Below are 23,575 nucleotides of genomic sequence, written 5' to 3' on the forward strand. Positions count from 1 at the left end.
TACATTGCTCGTGCACAAGTATCAGAAGCCTTTACCCTTGCTGATGGTCTAAAAACCAGCATCAGTACCAATCGCCAAAATGGGAAATGTTTTGCTAATAGTGCTAGCACTTCAGCCCAAACTGAAGATAAACTTGTTGGGAAATATGGTACAGCTGAAATTCTCCAAGAAGGTGATACCGCTGGCAGTTTAGTCTGTGGTATTTATTATAAGTTCAACGATACTGGCGTATCCGATAAGCTTAAAGGCAAGGAGATTGTTCTAAAAGTAACTGAAGATTCGACATTACAATTAACAAAGGAGACTTTTGCTACTAAAAAGACCGAAATTGCGGAAAAATACCTTCCAAGTGCTTTTAAATAACGATTAAATTCTACCCAGCATAATATCAAAAAAAACAAGCTCTCATCAATGAATGGTGAGAGCTTGTTTATCTTTTTTAAGAAATCATTAAACCAACTTACAAGTACCTGATTCTGTTGTACACTCAACTGCCTGCCATTTATCTTTAGTACCACGAGTTTGTGGTGAGAAATACAGGGTTTTAGTACCAATAAATGCATCTCTTTGATTATCAGCACCAGATATGGACGTACCTTTAGATGCTTCTGTTGCTTTTGTTTTCATAGGACCTTCAGCACATGCGGATTTAGTATATTCGCCGAATACTATTCCAGTAGCACCTTGACCAGTTTTAGGAGTACCAATTGCTACATCCGCCACTCTAGCACTAGCCCATGCTTTTGCTTCACCCAAACAAGCAGTATTAGCAGAACTTTGGGTATAGTTCTGATACGCAGGCAGAGCGATGGCAGCTAGGATACTGATAGGCCGTAATTTTTTCCGATACTAAACAATAATAATTACAATATTGTTTACGTTTATTTTGCTGGTTTGATGTGCATATTTAGCAAAAAACCCATCAATCTTTCCACGCATCGCCTTGCCCACATTTGCTGTCTCGGCATTTTCTGCCTTGATGGTTAAAGCTGAGCGTGCCATCACTTGCCATGGCTGATGAGGCAATTGGAGTAGCAGTCAGTATCCAATCCCTTTGATTACCGTCAGCATTGGCATCTAGATTCAGTGTTACGGCATACAAGGCTGTGCCATTTTTAGGATAGTTACCACTAAAATCTGTGGTGGTGATGTTGGAATAACTGCCTTTAGACAGCTTTTGAGATTCTATCTGATTACCCAGATTGACCAGCTCCACCATCATATCGGTGCGTTTGGTTTTTTTGACATACTCTTGATAGTTGGGGTAGGCAATTGCTGCCAGCACCCCAATCACCGCCACCACAATCATCAGCTCAATAAGCGTAAAGCCGTTTTGTGACGTTTGAAATGTGGTAGGTGCAATGGCAACGTGGTCTTGAATAATCATATGTGAACGCTCAATAAAAAAATAAAACAACCAAATATTACAACCGATAAACCACAGACAACATAACAACCACCCCACAAACAAAATCACCAACTTTTGGCACTGATGCCACAACCGTTGCTGTTTTGCATGGTGGCAACATCAGGGGTGGCACTGGAAGTCATGCACTTTATATTATGGCTGTCCAGATATATTTTAGACGCACCCATCAGATTGCTGCTTGGTTCTGCCACCATCATCCAATCACGTCCGATGGCGATGTTGCTCAGTGCTGATGTCTGTGCTGTGGCAGTAGGTGGTACCAGTGAACTGGTTGGACTGCGGTTGGTTAAGGTGATGATGTAGCGATAATTTGTTGCTGTGCTGCCTGTTGGCACATAAATTTGGGTGTTGCCCACATCATAGCAGTTGTTGCCTGTGCCACAACTGCTTGGGTGAAAATTGCGATAGCTTAGGCTGTTGCTACGCCACCGCTCCAACTCAACAGCCAGTTGTTGCATTTTAGCCTGAGCTTGAGCTTCGGCATTACGAATGACAAATTGACGATAGGACGGTAAGGCAATCGCTGCGATGATGGCGATGATCGCCACTGTTATCATCAGCTCGATTAATGTAAAGCCCTGATTGCTCAGTCTATGTTGCCCATTGGTGGCGATGTTGGGCAAGTTATGATGTGTTGTGCTTAACATGGGTGGTTACCATCAAATTGTCTGCTGGTGGATTAGGGCTTTTCATACCATTGTCTGGGTTGTAAGATGTAACGCTCACTGACAAGATCAATCGATCCTGTACCATCACCTGATAACTGACTGGCTAATTGTGTATTTTGTGATTGACTCTGACCACCAGCATCACCAAAGTTACTTGCTAATAGTCCAATATGGCTGTTAGGAGTGTCTTGATGTGGTGCACCTTGATTGGGTCTGATAAGCTTTTTACTGTTATCTGAGCCAAAATTTACACGGTTATTTTCCTTAAGCTGTTCCGTCAAAGACAAGGTATTGATGAGTGTGCGTCTGGTAATATTATCTTTACTGGTGAAAGAACCAAAGCTTAACTCTTGAATACCTTGACCTGCACGGATAAAACCTGCTGTGCCGTTACGAGATTCATTTTCCAAACACACACCATAAGGCAGACAATATATCTGACGTTCTGTACCTCCGACAATTCTAGCATTACAAGAGTTAACAGCAGAGTAATTCATATCTGGGTTATACACGCTGGTGTATAATTTATTTGCCAAGATATCAGACTTGCCAAAGCCTTTACCATAACGCACATTTGCCCAACCATCAAAACGAGTTAACGGATAATACCAACCTTTTTTAACTTGTTTCTGCATTTGTTCAATGATTTTTTTCTTGGCTTGCTGTGAATAATTACCATTATTTTTATTCTCTTTTGAGAAATCGATCAGATCATTATCACCTAGCTCTTTAATCATAGACATAGATTGATTGCCATTAGTAGCTGATTTTGTAAATAAATCTACTCTGGTAACATCTGTATCGATGATACCATAGACACGATCGGCATATTGGTTGTCAGCACGCATCTTAGATAAAGGCGAGCTTCTGTCACCAGAAATAATATTGACCATAGCAAACAATTGATTGTTATGTGGATTTTTATGAATACTAACCACAGGCATTTCATAAAAGCGACGTGTGTATTTGATCGTATTACCCGTGTATTCATTTTTTAGCAATTTGGTGATGCTACTGCTGGTGATGTTTCCATCTTTAAAGTCCACACGGAACAGCTGTCCACCAAGGTCGCCAAAGTATAAGTGGTCAGCTATACCATCACTGTTACGGTCTAAAGCTGCCACGCCACCGACAATACTGTGCTTAAGGTCAGAATGTGTTTTAGAAGGAGTTTTTTTGGTATTGGATTGATTTGAAGCACTCCAGAGTAGCTGACCTGTATCAGCATTAACGATGTATATCGCATTACCTTGAGCAATGGATTTATTATTGCACTGTTGATTCTGGTTAGCTTGATGTCTCCCCACGGATTGACCAATACCACTCACACCAACTTGGAAATTATCATATTCATAACACATGTCATAGCCACCACCAAATACGATGACATCGGTGCCTTTGGTATCGGTTTGGCTTGTTTTGATGCGTGCCAGTGTTGGTTGATTCCAAATATGACCGATACGCTCAAAACCCGGTGTGGTTTTATCTATCAAGGCACTGTTTTGATTGCTAAATCCTTTTTTGGGTTCGTTTTTATTGGTGATGTCCAATGCCAACAGCCCCTCACCACCCAGACGCATGCCACCATATGCCAAAACCTTGCCATCAGATTTTACTTTTTTCTCAGAATAGTTGTAGCTGTATTTGTTTTTAACTGCCCAATGCCCATCAATACCGAACTTTGGTGTACCAGCAAGTCGATCGATATAAGTAGATTCAGGGATTAATGCCTCAGGTTGTTGCTGCATCATGATGCGAGGTAAAATGACCACATTTTCTGTACCACCACCGTCAATGTTGTTGCCACCGCTATGATTTTTAGCATTCACCAAATGTAATGTGCCATCCATACTGCCAAAGAACACATAGTCGTCTCGTTCTGTGTCTTTTATACGTCCATGATCATCTAGATTTGCACCATAAGAGATGGAGATAGGTTTAGAGTGAATGGTCGCACCTAAAACTTTGTTTGGGCTGGCGGCTTTTTTTAATACCAAATCGCTCATCTTGATATTGGGTATGTCATACATGTCACTTAAATATTTGGTATATTGTTCTCTGCCATTTTTTGTGTAGGCTGCTCTCTCAAAGCCTAAAAATTGTAACAAGATAAGTTTGTTCTTTGGTGTATAAGTCGTGGTATCTATCAATTCGTCAAGACCAGTTACTTTGCCAGAGAACCAGTCAACGGTAATTTTCCTAAAGGTAGTGGTCTGTTGACCTTGTGCAGTTAAGTCTTCAAGATAAAGGGTACGGATATTGTCCGTATTGTTAGGATGATTGGGGGTTTTTAAGTTACCATACAGACCTCCCACCCTAACCGAGTCATGTCTTGCGCCGTTGGCAGAGCTGCTACTGGTCCATAAATCTGCAGCATCCGCATTCAGACTGCCTGCCACATTGGTGAATATGTTGTCACCATTTTGACCTTGTAACGTGCCATCGTATAGCTTGTATTTTTTGACGTTGCCGGGCCAAATATTACTGTGGCCATTACCCCCCCCCACACGTGCCTCAACCAATGGCATAAAGGCATAGGGCAATTCACCGATGGTTTTGTAAGGGTCTTTTGGGACAGTCAATATCCCTGACGGTGATGCAGCTATCTCGTTATTTAAATCTGACAAAAAGGTTCTGACACTTTTTATGATGTCGTCCGTCGATTGAGCAGAATAAAACCCCCCTTCACCATAACCACCCACATCTTTTGGTAGACTTGGGTGGCTTTTTGCCCCCCAATTACAGGCATTTTTGGCATCTACGTTTGAGATTAGATTACAGTTAATGTAATCTGATTTCTTGTCTTGATGATATTCATATTTACCGTTACTCTGTATGGGCAGACTGGTTTTAGGATCAAGTTTGGGTGATTGCAGATCTTTGAGAATAATGCCATTGTATTTATTGACATCAAACACTGAGCCAAAACCCACCACAGCAGTACGAATGCTTTTACGGCTAGGGTTTTTATCCACATCACGCAGTGCTTTGGCAAAAGCCCCTACTGATGGCATAGCATTGCCATTACTTGAACCAAAGGGCAAAGTTTCATTGCCAGGCGATATGGAACCATAAGTGAATGAATTAATATCTTTGGGATAGTTCGGTATTTTATGACCATTACCCTCTAATGCTTTGTTCATAATCTCATAGGGGTCTGCACCATTGGGTTCACCATCGGTTAAAAAATAGATGCCTTGCCCATCGCACGAGTTGGCATTTTTTAATGGGCTGATGTATTTCCCATTACTCTTGGTGCTTTTGTGTGATTTTTCAAAGCCACTTTGAGGTGGTACGGTATAACCATAGATATTGGTATATCCCACCCATGTGGTGGTGCCCATCATATATGCGCCTGCTTCAGCATAGGCATTGGCAGTTGGCGTACGGTGTTCAGCTCGTAGTTTTGCTACCTCTTCTTTTATTTTTTTACGTTGCTCTTCTGACAGAGACGCTGCTGGCACCAATATCTTACCTGTTTGTCCATCTGTATAGTTAAATTGGTTATTTTCATCACTTTGTGATGAAAACTGCCCTATCCCAATGGCAACTTTATGTGAGTCTAATAGGTAGTTGCCAGCGCTGTCTTTATCCAATAAAGTAAAAATAGCATCTTTTAACCGAGTCATGCGATCAGGAATTTGCTCATCTCTATAGTGTGGTTTGAGTGGGGTGTAATATAATTTATCAGAACCTCGGTTTTCAACTGAATACTGAGAAAGTCTATTTTTCACGTCATATGATTGTGAACTAATACTATTGCAATGGTCATCTAAACATCTATGGTATGTTGTATAATACCCACTCCACCAATTTCCTTGTTTTTTGGCATAAAATTGATAACGTTTACCTGCAGTGGTGTGTGTATGACACAAATAGCGGGTATATTGAGGTATGGTATTTGATTGCCTTGTGATAAGTGTATAATGTGTATTTTCTAACTCACATGCTGAACCATCGGTCATCAGCTCACCAGACATCGACCCTGATGTGTCTAACATCATCATGATGGTTACTTTACCACCCTCTGCAGATTGGTAGATTTCTAAGTCACCGATATTTCTGTGTACTTTTGGTGGCTCGATTTTTGATGAAGAAATATCGGTTGATGATGGGGCAGCCTCTACCGACACACTGGACAACAGGGCACTCACCGCAACACACAAGCCACGTCGCATCATTTTAGGTGTCAGATGACCATTAGGGTTTTTCAGTTTCATGAGCTTGTCCTTCTGTGGGTTTAGAATTTGTACCTGTTGTGCCATCACTGATTGGTTTACATTTGTCATCATTTTTAAGCGTAGCAGAGCTGGCACGCCCTAATCCGATGCATGTCTGCACTTGGTTGGCAAGACTGACTTCCACCTGTTCTTTAAGTTGCTTGTTAGGCACATTGTGATTTTTTAGACAATTGCTTAAATGGTCAGATACAACAGCACCCACATTAGAGACATCGGAATAACAATTGTCAAAATGGTTATAAGAAGGAATTGCTGATACCGTTCCAATATCGAACACATGCTTACTTTTTAGGTCTTGATTACCAGCAGATAGATTAACTTCTTGCCTTGCTCCTTCAAATGGTCGTAGATTGTTTAGTGGCGTTCTGGTAATATGTACCTGCGTAGCAACAGTCTGCCTGGCACTGAGATAGCTACTGGCTTGTTTTGGATCGCATATTCCTAGATGATTACTGACTACCAAACCACCATCTCGCTTGATGGTAGCGGTTTTGGTGTTTATTTGTAGCATTCTTGGATTATAACAATAGATGAGTTCATCTTGGTCGGCATCAGGTGAATTACTAATGAAATGACCAAAAATTCCATTATTTCGATTCACCATGTCTTGATAAATTGAATCGGTAACAGGTAGATTAACCGCTTCTTCTAGCCTCATGTTCGCCCCATCAGCCCCTTGTAGTAGCAAGGTATCCATCTGACTGCTACTGACCAGCCTAAGATCAGTCTGACTGCGCCTAACCGCCACCGCTCCGATACTGATGATTAATATCAACACCAGCAACACGACAATCAACGCCATCCCCTGTTGCTGACGATGACCACTAAAGCCAAGACTGCGTTTTAAGCCAAGACTACTTTGGCGATATGATGGATTGGCACAATCTGATTTCATAAATGTATCCAACTACAATTTGTCCAACTGGTTATTTATCCAACCATAAGACCAATAAATTGACAATTATGGGGTGATGACCCGAGCATTACGCAACATGATGGTCGATTCATAGTTGCGTCGTAAAAAGTTGTCTTGATTACTCACGGTATTTTCTGTACCAAAGATGGTGTATTCATTGCCTGTGCTTTCTGGTATGACGTGATTACTGCGTACCAAAAAACCCAGTTTGACCGCAATGATGGGGGCTTGATATAAGGGGTCTGAAGTTGGCAATGCCAAATAATTTTTTGGTGTGATGTAAGCCAAATGGTTGGCATCTCTACTTTGTACCCCAAGCAATGCTTTAAATTGCTCAACATTATCCACAAATGCCACGCCTTCATTACCAAAAGTTGGGGTATTGTTGGTGGTATTGGCAGGTTTAATACCACCTGCTGGATCAACACGTCCTGCATCACAAGTAAAGATGCCATTACCACGGATAAAATAACGCTCAATCACCCAATCATTTAAGGCAACCGTATTGCCCTCACAGTCCACAAGACCTGCATCAATGACATTTTGATACTGTATGGTCAGCTGGTCGCTGGCTATGTCTGTGCCACTACCCCCAGTCCATGCTGAGTTGGTTGATGAAGCAGTGTTTGGGGGGGCACCGTCAGCACTTGTGGTCATCAAGTTGTCAGGGATTTTTGGGTCATTGGCTGGCAAACCAACATTTTGGGCGGATAATACCACCCCACCAAATTTGGTGGTTTGATTGATTTGAAAGACACTGTTACCTAGGTTTGCCAGTCTGATTTGACGCTCTAAGTTTTGGATACCAAACACACTGGCATCAGCTATTTCAGACCCTCCTTGTTGAACCAACGAGGTGCGAAAAGCACTCAAATACACCTGCAATACCGCCGCTGAGATAAGCAGTCCCAATACCAATGCTATCATCAGCTCAATCAAGGTAAAGCCTTGGCTGATGTTGGCTTGACTGACTTTTGGATAACCAGACTGTCGCCATTGTTGCTGTTGCATCAATATGCCTCCATCACAAAACAAGAAGAGCCAGCTTTATAATCGCCATTGGCAGTCACACAATCCGTATCGGTTGCGCCAATGGTGGGGTTTGTGTCTCCCCAACTGGCGATTAGGCACATCAATGGCACACCTGTCGAGACAGGGGGGCATTCATGGGCTTGTATCTGAATTGAGCTGTCAATGGCAAATTGTCTTAACACCAGCGCATCACGTATGGCGATTTGTTCTTTCGTGCATGTCGCTTGATTTTGAGTGGTGGCGTTTTGCAGACAGCTGTCTTTGGTTATTCCTTTATAGGTGGCTTGGTTGTTATCAAGCACCTGTTTAAAAACAGAAATGTGCTTGGGATTGGCACGCATCATCTCCGCCCCACCACGCATCACGGTCAATGCCCGCCCACTTACCAAGCTTTCATCAGTTGCCTTGATTGCTGTCATTTGTAAGGCTGCAAACCCCATGACACCCACTGCCAAAAGCAGTAATGCCACCATCACTTCAACCAGACCAACACCTTGCTGTTGGTGTGTGCTTAAGCTTAACATGTGCGTCCCCCAGTGTTTCTTGACAGTCTGCCCCTTGAGTTGATGGTCAAGTCTATAGAGCCTTGTGCATAGTCATTATAACAAATTCGAAACGTCTCTTCTAAAGTTGCTGAGCTTGCGCCCACAAAATCTACAGTACCATTGGCGTTAAATCGAATGTTTGGTGTACCTATAACAGCCACAACAGACAAAGGAGGCGCAAACTCAATATTGCCTTTAGTGGCACAGTTTAACGTTTGTGCATTAAACCGAACAGTTACGGGTCTGCGAGTGATGTTCGCTTCAATACGGCTTTCTTTAAAGCAGGTCTCAATTTGGTTGAATGCGTCTTCCATCTTTCGTTTGGCTATCTGATTTTGAAATGATGGGGCAGCGATGCTAGCAATGATGCCTAAGACACTGATGGTCACTAGCAACTCAATCAAGGTAAAGCCAGTCTGTATCGGGCGGTTAAACGCTTTCATGTATTATCCATCACATTATTAAGACAATAGGTTAAGACAAAAAAATTAAGACAAAAAATCAAAACAATCATCATTATTGTATCGTTATTGCAATAATCGTTCCAAAATTCCCATTAATATGAACAAAAATCCAAAAATTTGCTGACTCTACTATAAAACACTCAGCTACCATGTGCAAGACAATAACCACTCACTTGTAGCGATTGATGGGATAAAAGCAGCGTGTGTGCCAGTGAATGCAGACTTGCCCCTGTGGTGGCAACATCATCAAACAGCAATACATGACGAACAGAAGCAGGCAATGGGGTAACGAGGGCAAACGCATGCTCTAGGTTGCTAAAGCGTTCTTGGCGGTTTAGGTGGCGTTGGCTGATGGTATCGTCAATGCGTTGTACGCCCCGCCATATGGGTATCTGCCAATGGTGAGACAGATGGGCAGATAAGATGGTTACAGGGTCAAAGCCACGTTTTTTCAGACGTTTGGCGGTGGTGGGCATGGGTAAGATGACCGCATTGCCATTGAGCTTACCAATGCCATTTCGCTCACCACTCAGCACACCTTTAGGCACAGACAACCGCTCAAGCAAATAACGCAAAACGGGCAATCGGCTCATGTCTTCATGAAACTTAAAGGCTTGTACCAGTTGGTTGATGGGATAACGATAAGGGGCAGCCGCTTGGATATCGATGCGAGTGTCTTTTATGACGCTAAATGACGCAGGTGGTGGGGGCAATCTGTGCTGGCAAGATAAGCATAATACGCCAGTGTCTGCCATGCCAAGCCAATCTGTCCAAGATGCTGTTTTGCCATGTGCTGTCTTGGCACGGCGGTGGGTTTGATGTGAGTGGATGCTTGGCTGGCTAAGATGGATACCACAGAGCAAACACCGCTCTTGCCAGCGGTGAGCCAGCCAGCAACCCAACTGATAAGGGGCAAACAAAGGAATGCGAATGCGTGTCATGAATTCATGCTGATGTTAAATCACGGCTGATGTTAAATCACGGCTGATGCTTGGGCTTGGCATCACAAACCACGCCAGTCATTTAGCATGATGCCCATACCAACAGCGGTATCTTTGTGGTTGTAGTCGATTATCGACTCGCCATAACCATGAAAAACTTGTAGATAGACATTCACATTATTATCCAGCTGATGGATAAACTCAAGCTCAACAGCCCCTTTTTGGGTGCTGGGGTTGCCCCTTATCATGCCAGAGATGCTGTTTTTTTTGTCTAAGTCATAATAAGTCCTAAGTTCACCAATGCCCCAATGCTCGCTAATGTTTGGGTTGTCATCTGGTTTATTGTTGGTTCTGGCATTGATTCTTGCCCAAAATTTGGGCACAACCGTTAGCTTATTCCATTCTGCCCCTGCCATGACATACGCCCTATTCCATGAACGTGACAAAGGGTCATCTTCTCCGTTTGAATGGTGAATTAAGCCTGCTCCCAACATTCTTAATCGACCATTAAATGGCAGACTGGCGGTAACAGGTTGGGTGATAAAAATCTCAGGCTGATAGTCCGTGGCACGAAAAGGGCGTGAGTTGTCTTCATTATATACCTGCCAATGTGACTGCTGAGTATAACCAAACCAAAGGTCTGAGTGGGTATTAAATAGGTCTTCTGCCACCTTGGTTTTAACAGATACTTGTAGCTTTAGCTCAGCGTTACGCCTGTCATTATGACTGTACTCTTTGCTGTCTTGGTTGGGCGTTTGTGGACTGCGGTTGGGGGCAGTGTGTACTTGTATGGGCAACAGATACATGGGGTTGTGTGGGCGTGGTTTCCATGTGCCAATGTCACTGTTTTTATCCAAATCATAGGCTAAGCTTAGCGGTGAGTATTTACCGATGTCAATCTCTTTAATGCCAACCGTTGATAAGATGTATTGTTCATTTTGTGCCAGTGGCAAACTGGCACCATCGGCTGTTGGGTCTAAAGCGGTTATTGTGTCAGTAATTTGCTTATTATTATCACCATCAAGATTAACGGTGCTGTTGTTAATGCTGCTGTTAATCTGAGAGCCAGCAAGCACCACTTGGGGGCCGCCTTTAAAGGTTTTGATTAAGGTTTGACCCAAATCAATGGGTTTTTTTTCCTTAATAAAGTTAGGCAGTGTCCCTGCCTGTGCCACTTTATCAAAACAGGCCAACCGTGTCACATTGGTCTGTATTGACGCACATTCATAAAATAAAGAGGCTTGGTCTTTGCTGTGATTAGGCTCACTTGCCAACTCTAAATTTGCACTTTTATCAGTGGCTGTATGAACGTTTGTATCAATGCCTAACCATGTGTCAGTGGTGTCAGTGGCTTGTGCGTTTGGACTGCCTGCCAAGGCAAGTAACCCAACATAAAAAAAGGCATGCTTCATGATAACTTATCCAAGGTATCGATAAAGGTTTGACGTTTGATTTCACCGACTTGCTTTTCTTGTAAATGACCATCAACATAATAAAGTAGGCTTGGCGGCCCAAATAACTGATAACGTGCCAAAATGGCTTTTGACTCTTCTGTGGTCTCAGTGATGTCCAAGCGCACCAAATGCCAATCAGCCATTTGTGAGGGTAATTGATTGAATATGCTCTGTTCCATGATGCGACATTCAATACACCAATCAGCAGTAACATCGACGACCACTTTGTCATGTTGTGCCAACAACTGGTCCAGCTCTGCTAAGGTTGTGATGCGTGATTGAGCAAAAGCGGTGTTTGGTAAAGTGTCATTTGCTAATATGCCTGCTGTGCCAGAACCTGCGGTTAATGGTTGCAAAGGATGCCAACTGTCTTTTGCCCCCATCGCTGCTCCCACCATCAAACACCCTGCCCACAACAACATCACATAATTCATGGCACGGCTCAGTAAAGGGGTTTTTTGAGACCATTTATGCCACCAAAACGCCACGACTGCAAACCACAACGCCCAAAGCATCAACATCACAGGCGATTGTAAGACACGCTCAAGCAACAATAACGCCACTGCAAATAACAGATACGCCATGCCTTCTTTTATCCAATTCATCCACTCGCCTGCTTTTGGCATCAGCTTGCCCCCTGTGGCAGCCAACACCACCAACGGTAAAGACAAACCCAAACCCAACAAAAACAACGCCATAAAACCAAGTGGCACGCTGCCAATGGTGGCAACAGCAAGTAAAGAACCAGACAAAGGAGCAGACACACAAGGGGACACCACCAATGCGGATAATAAGCCCACCAAAAAACTACCACCAACACTGCCCAAACGTTGATTGCCTGCTTGGCTGAGCTTTTGTAATGGCTGACTGATGGCACTGGGCAAACGAAATGACACCACATCCAGCATATATAACGCAAGCAACACAAACACCAAGGCAAACCCACCCAAAATCACAGGGTTTTGTAACCAGCCCAAAATGCCCAAAGCTTGCCCAAAATAGGCAATCACCGCCCCAAGCAATCCATACGCCACTGCCACACCCAAAGCATAACTGCCACTTAAAATGACACTGCGACGTTGGCTGACCTGCTTTTGTTGGGCAACAATGTTGGCAACAATCGGCAACATGGGCAACACGCAAGGGGTAAACGCCAAGGTCAATCCTGCCAAAAATATCAATAGCAACGCCAACGCTGGGTGACTTGCCAGCCCAAATGGATCATTTGCATGAGCGTCTGTATTGGTGCTTGTGGCATTGGTGCTTGGCTTTTCTGCCATTTCGGTTAACGTAACGGCATGTGATGCGTCAGCTGGTAGATTATCCAATGATTGATTGGCAACAACCTGAGTCTCTAAATCTGTGCTGGGGTCTATGTTGACATCTGTGCTTGGATTGTCATGTGTTGTGGTTGTGGCATCGTTGCCAGTTATGTCATTTTTGATGGTTGATGACGTGGCGGTATCAGCCGTTTTTTCTTGAGTGTTGTCATTAAGGTTGTTATTAGGGTTGATTGTGTTGGTTTGTTGTGCTGTTTTTACTTTGGAAGTGTCTTGCTTGGAAGTGTCTTGCTTGGAAATATTGTGATTGTTGGTTGTTGCTTGCTCGATTGTGATGGGTTCTTGTGTTGCGTGAGCGTCATTTTTACCAGTGGCATCTAAGCTGATGACAAATTGTGTCTTCTCTGGTGGATAGCATAGACCTGCTTTCGCACAACCTTGCCAGTTGACTGTAACAGGCACATCGGTCAGCCGTTTGCCTTGGGTATTGGTCAAAATGGCGGTGGCAGTAACGTTATTTTGGTCAAATACCGCCACTTTACCAAAACTTGGATCATCAACAAAGTGAGCTGATTTATCAAATTGCAACGGTGTGGCAGTTATGCCATCAGGCAAACTGAGTTTAAGCTTGTCTCGATACAGATAATGACCTGGGGTGATGTCGACATACACAGACACCTTATCGCCTTGAATGCTGGGCATGACATTAAAAGCCTGATTAACAGGTAAAAACTTACCGCCACTGGTCTGCTCAGAAAACAAATCATTCAAGCCAGCACCATACACCGCTTGTAAAGGCATCGCCCCTAAGGTCATAAGCCCCATTGTCAGTACCAATACGTTGGTGATTACAGCATTGGCAATCACACAATCTGATGTCATGCCTTGTTTTTGCAGACGATTTTGTATTAATTTAACAGCTTTCACGTTCACAACCTTTTAATTACTTAACTTTTAATTATTTAACTTTTTACCGCTTTATTTTAATCTGAGATTGACGGTATTTTTTATCCGTCAAAATCTAATTAAGTGCTGGCGTACAAATCCCTGTCCATTCCCTCACCGCCCACTTGACCATCTGCCCCAAGTGAAAACAAATCATAAGGACGACCTTCTGTACCAGGTGAGACATACTGAATTTCATTATCCCAACCATCGGTTGGATAGTCGCCTTTAATATAGCCACCTTCGGGGAAGTTTTTAGCATCATTAACAGGGTGAATTAAGGCATCCAAGCCTTGTGCGGTGGTTGGATAGCGTCCATTATCGATGCGATACGTGTCCAGTGCATTCGACAGGCTAGATAATTGCACTTCGGTGGTCTTAACACGAGCCTTATCACTTTGTTCCACCACACGAGGCACCACCAACCCTGCCAAAATGGCCAAAATGACGATGACAACCATGATTTCTATTAAGGTGAAGCCAGCTGCTTGGGCTTTGCTTATCGACAAAGAACACTGAGAAGCAGAAGAAGGAATGTTATTCATAGGACTAAGGTTCTCATAAGGCTAAGTTTCTTTTCATATTAATCAGAAAATAGCAAAAAATAATGGGGCATATCATCTGTTCATATCATCTGTGTCATATTATAAATGCCAATTATTGCTCAAGTATTACGCAATTATCCTGCCAAGTCATTCATATTAATGATGGGCAACATCACCGCCATGACAATCACCATCACCACCACCCCCATGAACACCAACATCAACGGCTCAAGCAATGCCAATAATGTACTGATAAAATTGGTGGCTTGATTTTCTTGCATTTTTGCTGCTCTTGCCAACATGTCATCCAATTCACCTGAATTTTCACCACTTTTTATCATTTGCACCATCATCGGTGGAAAGTAAGGTGAATTTTGTAACTGTCCTGATAAGCTTGCCCCCTCAGTAACTTTATCAGCGGCTGCTTGAATGGCTTGCTGGATATGCACGTTGGTGGTAACAGCTGCCCCAATACGCAAGGCCTCAATCAACGGCACACCAGAGCGTGTCAAAATTGCCAGCGTACTGGCAAAACGAGACGCATTTAACCCTTTAGATAACTTAGCAAAAATTGGCAAACGCAAAACCATGGCATCACTCACTCGCCTGCCATGCTCACCACGCACAAACCGCACCAACAATACCACCAACACCACCAACACCAATAGGATTAACCACCACCACTGAGTAACGGCGTTAGATAGCCCCATCACCACTTGGGTAATCCAAGGCAAGGCTTGGTCTGATTGCTCAAAGACCTTGACAATTTTTGGCACAACATAACTCATCAATCCAATGACAATCAAAAACGCCATCACCATCAACACCAACGGATACACCATGGCACTTTGAATTTTCTTTTGTAAGGCATGGCGGTTCTCAGTGTAATCCGACAACTGTTCTAAAATCAAATCCAAATGTCCAGATTTTTCACCAGCGGCAATGGTGGCAATATATAAATCAGGAAAATCAGCGGTTTGAGCAAAGCCATTGGCAAGGGTATGCCCTTCAAGCACATGTGAGCGTACTGCCAATATCAGCGATTGCATGGCAGGTTTTTCATGTTGTTTGGCAACAGCAGCCAAGGCTTCTTCTAAAGGAATGGCAGATGCCAACAGCACCGACAGCTGTCTTGTCAACAATGCCAAATCATAAGAAGACGGGCGTTTTTGACGTTTGCCCTTAGCATTGGTGTCTTGTACTGAGTCCACTTCGACAGGCATCAATGCCTTGTCCCTCAACTGCTGACGCACTTGCCGAGCTGAGTCGGCTTCTAAAATGCCTTTTTTTAGTTGACCTTGTGGGTCTAAGGCTTTATAACGATACGCTGGCATTCATCACATCTCATCTGTTTGTTGATTTTGTTGGTTGACAATGAGCTTATGGTATCGCAAGCGTCTGATGGACGGCAACCATTATTAAAATGATTAAAATGGGCAATGATAAATGATTGTGTTATTTGTAAGCTGATTTGTGTGCTTAGATAGGGATAGGTGGGTGGGTAACTTTAAATGGTGGTATGTTACCATATTAGTAACCATAATAGATGGGGCGACTGATGGGACTTGAACCCACGACAACCGAGATCACAACCCGGGGCTCTACCAACTGAGCTACAGCCGCCATATAGACATCATCAGTAATGATGAATGATGGTAATGATGACTTTGATAAAGTCTTTTAGGCTACTTTGATATTTACAGGCAAGTGGCGCGCCTGGCAGGATTCGAACCTGCGACCACCTGCTTAGAAGGCAGATGCTCTATCCAACTGAGCTACAGGCGCTCATACATAAAAAGCCTGTAAGGCTCTTTAACAGTGGTCGGAGTGGAGGGATTCGAACCCCCGACCCTCTGGTCCCAAACCAGATGCGCTACCAAGCTGCGCTACACTCCGTGAACTGTCATGGCAACACCACTGTCTTGCCATAGGGTGCATATGATAAGAGACAATCTTATTCATGTCAATGTTTTTTTTATATTTTTATCAAAAGCTCACCCGTCATCATATCAAAGCCAAGCAAATCAATGTATCCACCCCCATGTAGATGCAAACGTTTGGGCTGTTGTAAGAAGGGGCTGGCAGGATAAATCAGCCATGACGCATCGGCTTTAAGTAGCGTTTGATAGCTGTAAATTTGGTATAAATCGCTGGTAAGCACTTGTGACAAGCCATTTGGAACTTTGTATTTGACATCAATGACAATGTGCGATGTTGCTGTTAAGCCAAGCGTTGCCAGTGAGGTAAGGTCGCTTTCTGCCAAGGCAGATGTGGGCAAAGTTTGGGGCAAAATTTGCAAATCTGGGCGGATGAATTTTTGCCCCCCTTTATCATCAGTCAACCACATGGTTGCTTGTTGTGTTTGTAGGCGGTTTGGCAGTCGTTGCTTAAACCAATCAACCACCCACAACTCGAACAATTTGGACATATTAAACATCAATGCAGGTGTGTATTGATGGGGCGCTTTGGTCAGGGGTGATGACAAGCCAAAGTCTGGCAGGGACTGGGTCAATTGCTCGGTTGGTAAATTGAGCAACCAACACGCCATGTCAACAACAAAACGTTGCTGAAATTGTATCGCAATATGTTGATTTTGCGAATTGATATGGGTTAACAGCTGATGATAAAATGCTCGTGGATACAGTTGCACAGACAGGGACTGCAAGCCATTGCCATCATACCCATGCTTTAAAGCATTAACCACCTGATATGATGATGGATTTAAACAAACACCCAACCGTTGTGCCTGCTGTAACGCCATAAAAAACAACCCATACCAAGCAAAATGCCATGTCAACTTAGCATCACTGGTGTAACGAAAATGTGGACGATGAGTATTATGACAAATTTGTTCTTTTAGATGCAGTTTACCCTGTGCTTGTGGGTGATTTTGCCATTGGGTTACATAAGTTCTTGGTAAGATGGTTGGTAGGTTCACCAGTTGTTGTTGCCATAGTGTCAATAATATTTTTACCCAATCGCAAGGCGTGTCAATATCGATGTTCAATGACGATAAGGCCATGCCATTAGTGGGAGCGACAGCAGTCATGGCGATGGGGTTGAGTTTTGACAACTTTGGTAACAAGGTGTTAATCAATGCGTTGACCAATGCCCTTACCCCTTGGCGACTGTTGTGCAGGTCCGCTGGGTTCTCAATTTGGCTTACTTTTGGCAAAATCTCCAAATACCGACCACTTGGCAACAACAGCACCGCCAAATAATGACGCACCACCAGCACGGCTTTGCCTTGGTGAATGCCACATTCAAAACATGGCAGATGACCTTGTGCGGTCTGCTCAAGCAACCATTGATAATCATGAGCAGTCAGTTGACCCTTTGCCACCTGTGTGTCATCAATCCGCTGATGTTCCAAGACAGTCAATACATTCATACACTGCTTATGCTGTTTTTATCGGTGTTTTTGGCAGTTTTCTTTTGTTAATCATATTTTGTTAATCATATAAAGATGCCCATGTTTCCGATTGCAAAAATGGGTTATTGTGTTGCTCTGGATTGATTGTTGAGTTGGTTATTGGGTTAATTGCCATTGGTAATTTTGTCAAAAGCCGAATCATGTTAGGATTAATGTGCAAGCTTGACCCATGAGACAACATGTGATTCATGCTCTGCCCGGCATATTGCCCAACAGCATAAGCAACATCTTTGTTTTGATTAATCACTGGGTTGCTGCTAGCTGAAGTGGTGATGATGTCAGTGATTGGCAAGAGCCAAGGCACCATCGACAAATTCAACACTTCGATCAGCTGAGCCTGACTTAGGTCATTGAGCAGTTGGGGCAAAACCTGCTTTACCATGACAGTAATCAGCCCAGCCACACTGTCAACCCCATAAAAATACGCTTGCCCTAACAATGCTTGCTCACCTGCGTGTTGCAAAAGACGAGTATTTAAACCGTCTAAAATTTTTGCCAAATCAATCTGCTTGTGGTCATAAGGATTATCAATACAAGGCAACTCTTGTGAATTTGGCAACAGCAGAACAAATTCAAAACGACGACGAAAGGCAGTATCTAATGGCATCAATGATCTGTCTTGAACATTCATGGTGGCATAAATATCCACATTGCTTGGCACACCAAATAATCGGCCAGAATACGCCAAATTCACCTGCATGGCGTGTGGTTGTCCCATGCGTTTACTTGGCTCAATCAGGCTAAGCAACTCACCAAATACCTGCACCACATTGGCACGGTTAATCTCATCAATCAGCACAGCATAGCGATGCGTTGGATCTTGCCATGCCCGCTCACACAACCGCACAAACGCCCCTGCTTGGATATCATAGTGCATCTTGCCATCATCATCGACATTAGGGCGAATGCCTTCGACAAATTCATCATAACCATAAGCTTGATGAAAACTGACCATGACATAGCGACACTGCTCACGCTGATGAATATTTGCCACACTGGCAAGATAGCTGTCCAATTGAGCTTGTAAATCGGTTAATAATGGCAAGCTGTCTGACAACAAATACCAATGTGATGAACTGTCTTTGGCAAAATAAGCCTGACCAGATATTTGGCTGTTGTGATTAAAAGGCGTTTGATATGACGGTTGATGATTTGATGGATTGTGGTTTGTTGATGGGTTGTGGTTCGATAGACTGCCACTGCGTGCATATTGGCGTAAGGTCGTCCATGCCGTCTGTTCTAGATGTTCTTGACGATTATTCACCACGGCTTTGTATTGAAAAAATGGGCTGGCAACAATATCCGCCACCTTAAGCAACTCTTGTCCTTGTTGCAACTTATGTAAAAACACCAACACAATCACATCACGCCAGCTTAGCGTTTGCACCAAGGTTTTGCCCAGCTGATCAGCATTCACACTTTGTACCACATCGGTGTATTGCTTTGCCAACTGCTGTAGTCGATGTGTCTTACCTGTCCCTGCCACGCCAGTAAAAATGACATTACAAGGCATTGATAATCCCAAATCAGCCGTCAAATCCGCCATTGCCTAAACCGTTCTTATTTATGCCTTAATTCATTGTTATGCCTTAAGTTATGCCTTAAAATGGGGCATCACCAGCCACCATTTGCCAGTCCAATATTTTAGCTTGGCGAGTACCACCTGTTAGCACCACCACATCACGCTCGCTGTCAATGTCATTGATAACAGTGGCAGCTCTGGGGGCTTTACCACCACCACCGCACAACACATAGATGGTGGTGTCTGGCAGTTCTGATAATATGGTCTTATTTATCCCTTGATTAATGGGGTGGTTAACTGCACCTTGTATGTGTCCGTTAGCATAATCTTTGGCATCACGCACATCCCAAATACTGGCATCAGCCAACGCAATGCCACGCTCGTGTAGCTCGTTAGGTAAATTTTCGATTGGTAATTCTCGTATCATCTGTTTTCCTAAGTTGTTTTTTTAGGTGATTGTTTCTGTGTGATTACTTTTGGGTGATTGCTTTGCATTTATTAATTTGGCTTGATGATGTTTGCTTCACTTATGATTTGATTAAATCATAAAGAGTCACAATCAAACGCTGGATTTGCTCTTTATCACCCACACTGATGCGTAAATAGTCCTTGACACGTGGTTGATTAAAGTGTCTAACGATGACGCCCTGCTCTCTTAGGGTTTGTGCCAATACAGACGCATCTCCTGAAAATAATGTCTTAGGAGGTTTGGCAAACACAAAATTGGCTTGTGATGGCAACACGTCAAACCCCAATGTAACAAGCTTATCGGTTAATAGCTGACGCAGTTTTTGCACCAGTTGACACACCTGCTCAAAATACGGCTGGTCAGACAAACTTGCCAGCGCCCCTGCTTGTGCCAAGTGGTCAAGCGGATAACTATTAAAGCTGTTTTTCATGCGTATCAACGCTTCTATCAATGACACATTGGCAAAAGCAACCCCCACCCTCAACCCTGCCAACGAGCGAGATTTAGAAAAGGTTTGTACCACCAACAAATTATCAAATTCATTAATCAAACTGATGGCACTCACCACCGCTTGTGCATCATGCTCATTTTGTGCAAAGTCAATATAAGCTTCATCAATCACCACCACCGCATTGGGGTGTTCTTGGCAAAGCTTATGAATGTCAGATAATGGCATCAAAATACCCGTGGGGGCATTGGGGTTAGCGATGATGATGCCTGCACAAGGTCGACGGTAATCATCTGAATGAATGCTAAAATCTTCTCGTAAAGGGATTTTTATCATCTCCACCCCTAAAGTATCAGCATACACAGGATAAAAACCATAGCTGATATCAGGCGTGAGTAAAGCCCTGTCTTTGATAAAAAAACACGCAAACACCAACGCCAACACTTCATCTGAACCATTACCCACAAAGACTTGTGATGGTGTGATGCCATGCTGACGATGATAAGTTGCCAAACCTTGACGCAAGCTGTCTGACTCAGGCTCTGGGTATAAACGCAGGTTGACCGCTTGATTTTGCAATGCCTGAGCAATGGCAGTTGCCACCATGGGTGATGGTGGAAACGGGTTTTCATTGGTATTGAGCTTGCACAAGCTGGCTTGTGTGGGTTGTTCACCAGGAACATAAGGCGACAGATTACGGGCTTTTATTGACCACAGACGGTCATCTATTTTAAGTTGGCTCATATTAACTTGGCTCATGACAGCTTCTTGACTTCCTCCCCTCCCTATCGTTCGGGGATTCCTGCTCCCAGACGGTCAAGCCCAACCGCAAGCCTAAGATAGTGGCAACCGCCCGTACGACACACCGTACATCTTAGGTTCTTATTTTAAGCTAATCCTACCGTTAGGATTGTCATAGACACGAATTAGCTTAAGTGTGTGTTTGGAAACATCTTACCAGTTAAGTTACTGCGTACTCGCAATTTAGTCTTAACTTAACTGTGGAATGTAAGACATTGAATATAGTGAGATGAGTATAGCAAAACTTATCGCATTTAACAATTGCCTTATATCCACCGCCCAAAGGCGGTGGTTTTACGGCAACGGAGGATAAACGGATTATTTTAATCGCCCAATACTATACCATGAACCCAAATCGCTGACGATACTCACAGTATAAATTCTTATCTCATCCGCTTTTTATCATCGTTGCTGTAAAACCACCATTGGATAATTTTGTGTGCTGATTACCGTAACAACCGACTCTGTGAATACGGATGACGAGTACTTGCCCCAACCCCAATGCCTGTCAACAATCCCCCCAAATGCCCAGCAAAGGACACGCCCACTTGTGGCATAAGATTACTCAACATCGCCAACCAAAACCCCACACCTAACGCCACACATGCAATCAGATAGCCCCAACGTCTGGCAAACAACGCCCCACCAATCATATAACCCATCATCGCAAACGCCAACCCAGATGCCCCAATATGAAGAGAGTTCGATGACCCAAACACCCAAGTAAATAGCCCAGAACCGACAATCAAAAACACAATGGTCATCATCGCCTTTTTCTCAAACACCCCAAATAAAAACAACACCTGAGCCATGACCAAACTATTGCCTGTGATGTGAGCCAAATTGGCGTGCATGGTCCACGATGCCAAAATACCGATAAAGCTTGGCACACTCAACTCTCTTGGGACAATACCAAAAACATTCCACAATCCAAACAGCACGCTGTTATTAAGCAAAAACATCAACCACATGGGAACAAATACCCACAGATACAGCTGCATGGTTTGTCGCAAACGGCTTTTAACAAGGCTTTGCCAGCTTGGTTGCGAGGTGGGATACATGATTTGCCCCAGTTGCGTTTAAGTTAATTTACTTATTTTTTGATGGCTTTACATTTGTCAGTATCTTGGTGGGTGATGTTTTTGTTTTAGAAAACTTATGCCCAAACTGATCACACTTTGTCAACTGATGCACTGCATTTAATCTTGTGTTTAATCCTGAATTGGAGCGATAAGGCACTAACCCCGATGGCACAAATCCCCTTGCACGCTCAATGTGCCTAATCGAATCATCAAAAAAGATATGCGGGGCAAAGGTTTTTAACACATGGGTTTTGTCCAATCCACCCAAAAAAAACGCCATGTCTACCGTCACCCCCCAAGCCCTTAACGTCTTAATCGCACGCAAATCAGCAGGAGCATTCCGAGCGGTTACCAAAGCAATCTGTACAGGGTGTTTGTCTTGAGTAATGGGCAATCGCTGTTGCAACTTAGACAGCTTAATCAAAAAATCAGCATAAGGACCTTTTTCCATCGGCGAGTCGCTCATCTTATCTTCATAATCATGAAACGCCTTTAAACCCTGTTGTTGATACATCAATTCCCCAGCCCCATCAAACAGCACCGCATCACCATCAAAGGCAATACGTAACTGATTGCTATCCAACTCAAAGGCATTAACAGGGGTGGCATCAAGCAAAGCACAAGCACACACACTGGCATCAGTGACCATTTGGGCATCGTCCAAATTGGTGGTCAAAAACAAATCCACCTTAAAATCAGCAATGTATTTGACCACAGGCTCACCTGAGATAAACGCTGAACGAGTGATGTTTAACCCATGCGACCGCAAAGAATTTAATACCTGCACACCCGTATCAGGGCTAGATTTTGACACAATCACCACCTCTACCAATGGCGACTCATCATGGTAATCTTTACCATCATCATATTCATTAAGCTTTAAAAGAGCCTTAATCAGCGGATAACCCACCCCTGCTGTCAATGGTACACTTTCATTGGCAATCATATAATCATGAAACTGTTGTAAGGCATTTTTGGGGTCTTTTTGAAGCAGTTGGCTAAAATATCGTTCCGATTCACTCAAATCAAACAATGCCGTCGCCGAAATCGCCACAATTAAAGTATTAGAAAAATCCACTGCCATGTTTTATGCTCCAGCATTTGGGAGGTTATTGAATTGCCATTCTACCACCAAAATACCCCTTAAATAACCCCAAAAAAAACACCCCCCTTCTATTGAAGGGGGGGTATATAAAGGGAGCTGACGATGACCTACTCTCACATGGTTAAACCACACTACCATCGGCGCTAAGACGTTTCACTACTGAGTTCGAGAAGGGATCAGGTGGTACCATCTTGCCATTGTCGTCAGCAAAGGGGGAATCCTGCAAACACAGGATAATAGAAATGAATCTGATAA

The 23,575-nt window shown here is 43.5% G+C and carries 20 protein-coding genes, 3 tRNA genes and 1 rRNA gene; 1 reads left to right on the plus strand and 23 read right to left on the minus strand.

The window, feature by feature from the left end:
• Window positions 1-60: 60 nt before the first annotated feature.
• Entirely contained in the window at window positions 61-363 is a 303-nt protein-coding gene (locus tag WDM69_RS08165) for a pilin (protein ID WP_338755913.1), read from the plus strand.
• Window positions 364-450: 87 nt separating this feature from the next.
• Here WDM69_RS08165 and WDM69_RS08170 read toward each other — a convergent pair whose 3' ends face one another.
• The 23 genes from WDM69_RS08170 to rrf form a co-directional block, all read right to left on the minus strand.
• The gene (locus WDM69_RS08170; protein WP_338755283.1) at window positions 451-756 is read right to left on the minus strand and encodes a hypothetical protein; all 306 of its coding nucleotides are present in this window, start codon (window positions 754-756) and stop codon (window positions 451-453) included.
• Window positions 757-922: 166 nt separating this feature from the next.
• Window positions 923-1,387, minus strand: a complete 465-nt coding sequence (locus WDM69_RS08175; RefSeq protein ID WP_078308436.1) for a type IV pilin protein — start codon at window positions 1,385-1,387, stop codon at window positions 923-925.
• Between the two features lie 86 nt (window positions 1,388-1,473).
• Window positions 1,474-2,076 (minus strand): type IV pilin protein, encoded by a 603-nt coding sequence (locus WDM69_RS08180; protein ID WP_078307970.1) that lies wholly within the window; start codon window positions 2,074-2,076, stop codon window positions 1,474-1,476.
• Between the two features lie 32 nt (window positions 2,077-2,108).
• A complete protein-coding gene (locus tag WDM69_RS08185; protein ID WP_338755288.1) occupies window positions 2,109-6,317 on the minus strand; it encodes a pilus assembly protein PilY in 4,209 nt (1,402 codons plus the stop codon).
• Entirely contained in the window at window positions 6,298-7,233 is a 936-nt protein-coding gene (locus WDM69_RS08190) for a hypothetical protein (RefSeq protein ID WP_078308379.1), read from the minus strand. The genes WDM69_RS08185 and WDM69_RS08190 overlap by 20 nt, the downstream gene beginning before the upstream one ends.
• Before the next feature lie 66 nt (window positions 7,234-7,299).
• Complete coding sequence (locus WDM69_RS08195; protein WP_338755289.1) at window positions 7,300-8,265, minus strand: PilW family protein; 966 nt, start codon at window positions 8,263-8,265, stop codon at window positions 7,300-7,302.
• Window positions 8,265-8,810, minus strand: a complete 546-nt coding sequence (gene pilV, locus WDM69_RS08200) for a type IV pilus modification protein PilV (RefSeq protein WP_338755290.1) — start codon at window positions 8,808-8,810, stop codon at window positions 8,265-8,267. The genes WDM69_RS08195 and pilV overlap by 1 nt, the downstream gene beginning before the upstream one ends.
• A complete protein-coding gene (locus WDM69_RS08205) occupies window positions 8,804-9,274 on the minus strand; it encodes a prepilin-type N-terminal cleavage/methylation domain-containing protein (protein ID WP_338755291.1) in 471 nt (156 codons plus the stop codon). The genes pilV and WDM69_RS08205 overlap by 7 nt, the downstream gene beginning before the upstream one ends.
• 161 nt (window positions 9,275-9,435) lie before the next feature.
• Complete coding sequence (locus tag WDM69_RS08210; protein WP_338755292.1) at window positions 9,436-10,236, minus strand: ComF family protein; 801 nt, start codon at window positions 10,234-10,236, stop codon at window positions 9,436-9,438.
• 62 nt (window positions 10,237-10,298) lie between these two features.
• Complete coding sequence (locus WDM69_RS08215; RefSeq protein WP_338755293.1) at window positions 10,299-11,648, minus strand: phospholipase A; 1,350 nt, start codon at window positions 11,646-11,648, stop codon at window positions 10,299-10,301.
• The gene (gene dsbD / locus WDM69_RS08220) at window positions 11,645-13,897 is read right to left on the minus strand and encodes a protein-disulfide reductase DsbD (protein WP_338755294.1); all 2,253 of its coding nucleotides are present in this window, start codon (window positions 13,895-13,897) and stop codon (window positions 11,645-11,647) included. Before dsbD ends, WDM69_RS08215 begins: the two co-directional genes overlap by 4 nt.
• 98 nt (window positions 13,898-13,995) lie before the next feature.
• Complete coding sequence (gene gspG / locus WDM69_RS08225; protein WP_338755295.1) at window positions 13,996-14,460, minus strand: type II secretion system major pseudopilin GspG; 465 nt, start codon at window positions 14,458-14,460, stop codon at window positions 13,996-13,998.
• 134 nt (window positions 14,461-14,594) lie between these two features.
• A complete protein-coding gene (gene gspF / locus WDM69_RS08230) occupies window positions 14,595-15,794 on the minus strand; it encodes a type II secretion system inner membrane protein GspF (protein WP_078308388.1) in 1,200 nt (399 codons plus the stop codon).
• 213 nt (window positions 15,795-16,007) lie between these two features.
• Window positions 16,008-16,083: transfer RNA gene (locus tag WDM69_RS08235), tRNA-His, on the minus strand.
• Window positions 16,084-16,168: 85 nt separating this feature from the next.
• Window positions 16,169-16,245, minus strand: a tRNA-Arg gene (locus tag WDM69_RS08240).
• Between the two features lie 34 nt (window positions 16,246-16,279).
• A tRNA-Pro gene (locus WDM69_RS08245) sits at window positions 16,280-16,356 on the minus strand.
• Window positions 16,357-16,435: 79 nt separating this feature from the next.
• Complete coding sequence (locus WDM69_RS08250) at window positions 16,436-17,851, minus strand: 5-methylcytosine restriction system specificity protein McrC (RefSeq protein WP_338755296.1); 1,416 nt, start codon at window positions 17,849-17,851, stop codon at window positions 16,436-16,438.
• A 61-nt stretch (window positions 17,852-17,912) separates the two neighbouring features.
• Window positions 17,913-19,439 (minus strand): McrB family protein, encoded by a 1,527-nt coding sequence (locus tag WDM69_RS08255; protein WP_338755297.1) that lies wholly within the window; start codon window positions 19,437-19,439, stop codon window positions 17,913-17,915.
• 55 nt (window positions 19,440-19,494) lie between these two features.
• On the minus strand, window positions 19,495-19,842 hold the full coding sequence (locus WDM69_RS08260; protein ID WP_338755298.1) for a rhodanese-like domain-containing protein: 348 nt from the start codon (window positions 19,840-19,842) through the stop codon (window positions 19,495-19,497).
• Between the two features lie 100 nt (window positions 19,843-19,942).
• A complete protein-coding gene (gene hisC, locus WDM69_RS08265) occupies window positions 19,943-21,076 on the minus strand; it encodes a histidinol-phosphate transaminase (RefSeq protein ID WP_338755915.1) in 1,134 nt (377 codons plus the stop codon).
• Window positions 21,077-21,579: 503 nt separating this feature from the next.
• Complete coding sequence (locus WDM69_RS08270) at window positions 21,580-22,194, minus strand: rhomboid family intramembrane serine protease (RefSeq protein WP_078308396.1); 615 nt, start codon at window positions 22,192-22,194, stop codon at window positions 21,580-21,582.
• Window positions 22,195-22,222: 28 nt separating this feature from the next.
• The gene (locus tag WDM69_RS08275) at window positions 22,223-23,299 is read right to left on the minus strand and encodes a 5'-nucleotidase (protein WP_078308397.1); all 1,077 of its coding nucleotides are present in this window, start codon (window positions 23,297-23,299) and stop codon (window positions 22,223-22,225) included.
• A gap of 115 nt (window positions 23,300-23,414) precedes the next feature.
• Window positions 23,415-23,528: ribosomal RNA gene (gene rrf, locus WDM69_RS08280) — 5S ribosomal RNA — on the minus strand.
• Window positions 23,529-23,575 lie beyond the last annotated feature (47 nt).

Source organism: Lwoffella lincolnii (assembly GCF_037201985.1).
GTDB classification, from domain to species: Bacteria; Pseudomonadota; Gammaproteobacteria; order Pseudomonadales; family Moraxellaceae; genus Psychrobacter; species Psychrobacter lincolnii.

Bases quoted from the DNA above. Each gene is read 5' to 3' on its own strand.
- WDM69_RS08175 (WP_078308436.1), bottom strand. From the start codon at position 1,387: ATGATTATTCAAGACCACGTTGCCATTGCACCTACCACATTTCAAACG.
- hisC (WP_338755915.1), bottom strand. From the start codon at position 21,076: ATGAGCCAACTTAAAATAGATGACCGTCTGTGGTCAATAAAAGCCCGT.
- WDM69_RS08270 (WP_078308396.1), bottom strand. From the start codon at position 22,194: ATGTATCCCACCTCGCAACCAAGCTGGCAAAGCCTTGTTAAAAGCCGT.
- WDM69_RS08205 (WP_338755291.1), bottom strand. From the start codon at position 9,274: ATGAAAGCGTTTAACCGCCCGATACAGACTGGCTTTACCTTGATTGAG.
- WDM69_RS08215 (WP_338755293.1), bottom strand. From the start codon at position 11,648: ATGAAGCATGCCTTTTTTTATGTTGGGTTACTTGCCTTGGCAGGCAGT.
- gspG (WP_338755295.1), bottom strand. From the start codon at position 14,460: ATGAATAACATTCCTTCTTCTGCTTCTCAGTGTTCTTTGTCGATAAGC.
- WDM69_RS08195 (WP_338755289.1), bottom strand. From the start codon at position 8,265: ATGCAACAGCAACAATGGCGACAGTCTGGTTATCCAAAAGTCAGTCAA.
- WDM69_RS08275 (WP_078308397.1), bottom strand. From the start codon at position 23,299: ATGGCAGTGGATTTTTCTAATACTTTAATTGTGGCGATTTCGGCGACG.
- WDM69_RS08210 (WP_338755292.1), bottom strand. From the start codon at position 10,236: ATGACACGCATTCGCATTCCTTTGTTTGCCCCTTATCAGTTGGGTTGC.
- pilV (WP_338755290.1), bottom strand. From the start codon at position 8,810: ATGTTAAGCTTAAGCACACACCAACAGCAAGGTGTTGGTCTGGTTGAA.
- WDM69_RS08185 (WP_338755288.1), bottom strand. From the start codon at position 6,317: ATGAAACTGAAAAACCCTAATGGTCATCTGACACCTAAAATGATGCGA.
- WDM69_RS08255 (WP_338755297.1), bottom strand. From the start codon at position 19,439: ATGGCGGATTTGACGGCTGATTTGGGATTATCAATGCCTTGTAATGTC.
- WDM69_RS08180 (WP_078307970.1), bottom strand. From the start codon at position 2,076: ATGTTAAGCACAACACATCATAACTTGCCCAACATCGCCACCAATGGG.
- gspF (WP_078308388.1), bottom strand. From the start codon at position 15,794: ATGCCAGCGTATCGTTATAAAGCCTTAGACCCACAAGGTCAACTAAAA.
- WDM69_RS08190 (WP_078308379.1), bottom strand. From the start codon at position 7,233: ATGAAATCAGATTGTGCCAATCCATCATATCGCCAAAGTAGTCTTGGC.
- WDM69_RS08260 (WP_338755298.1), bottom strand. From the start codon at position 19,842: ATGATACGAGAATTACCAATCGAAAATTTACCTAACGAGCTACACGAG.
- WDM69_RS08250 (WP_338755296.1), bottom strand. From the start codon at position 17,851: ATGAATGTATTGACTGTCTTGGAACATCAGCGGATTGATGACACACAG.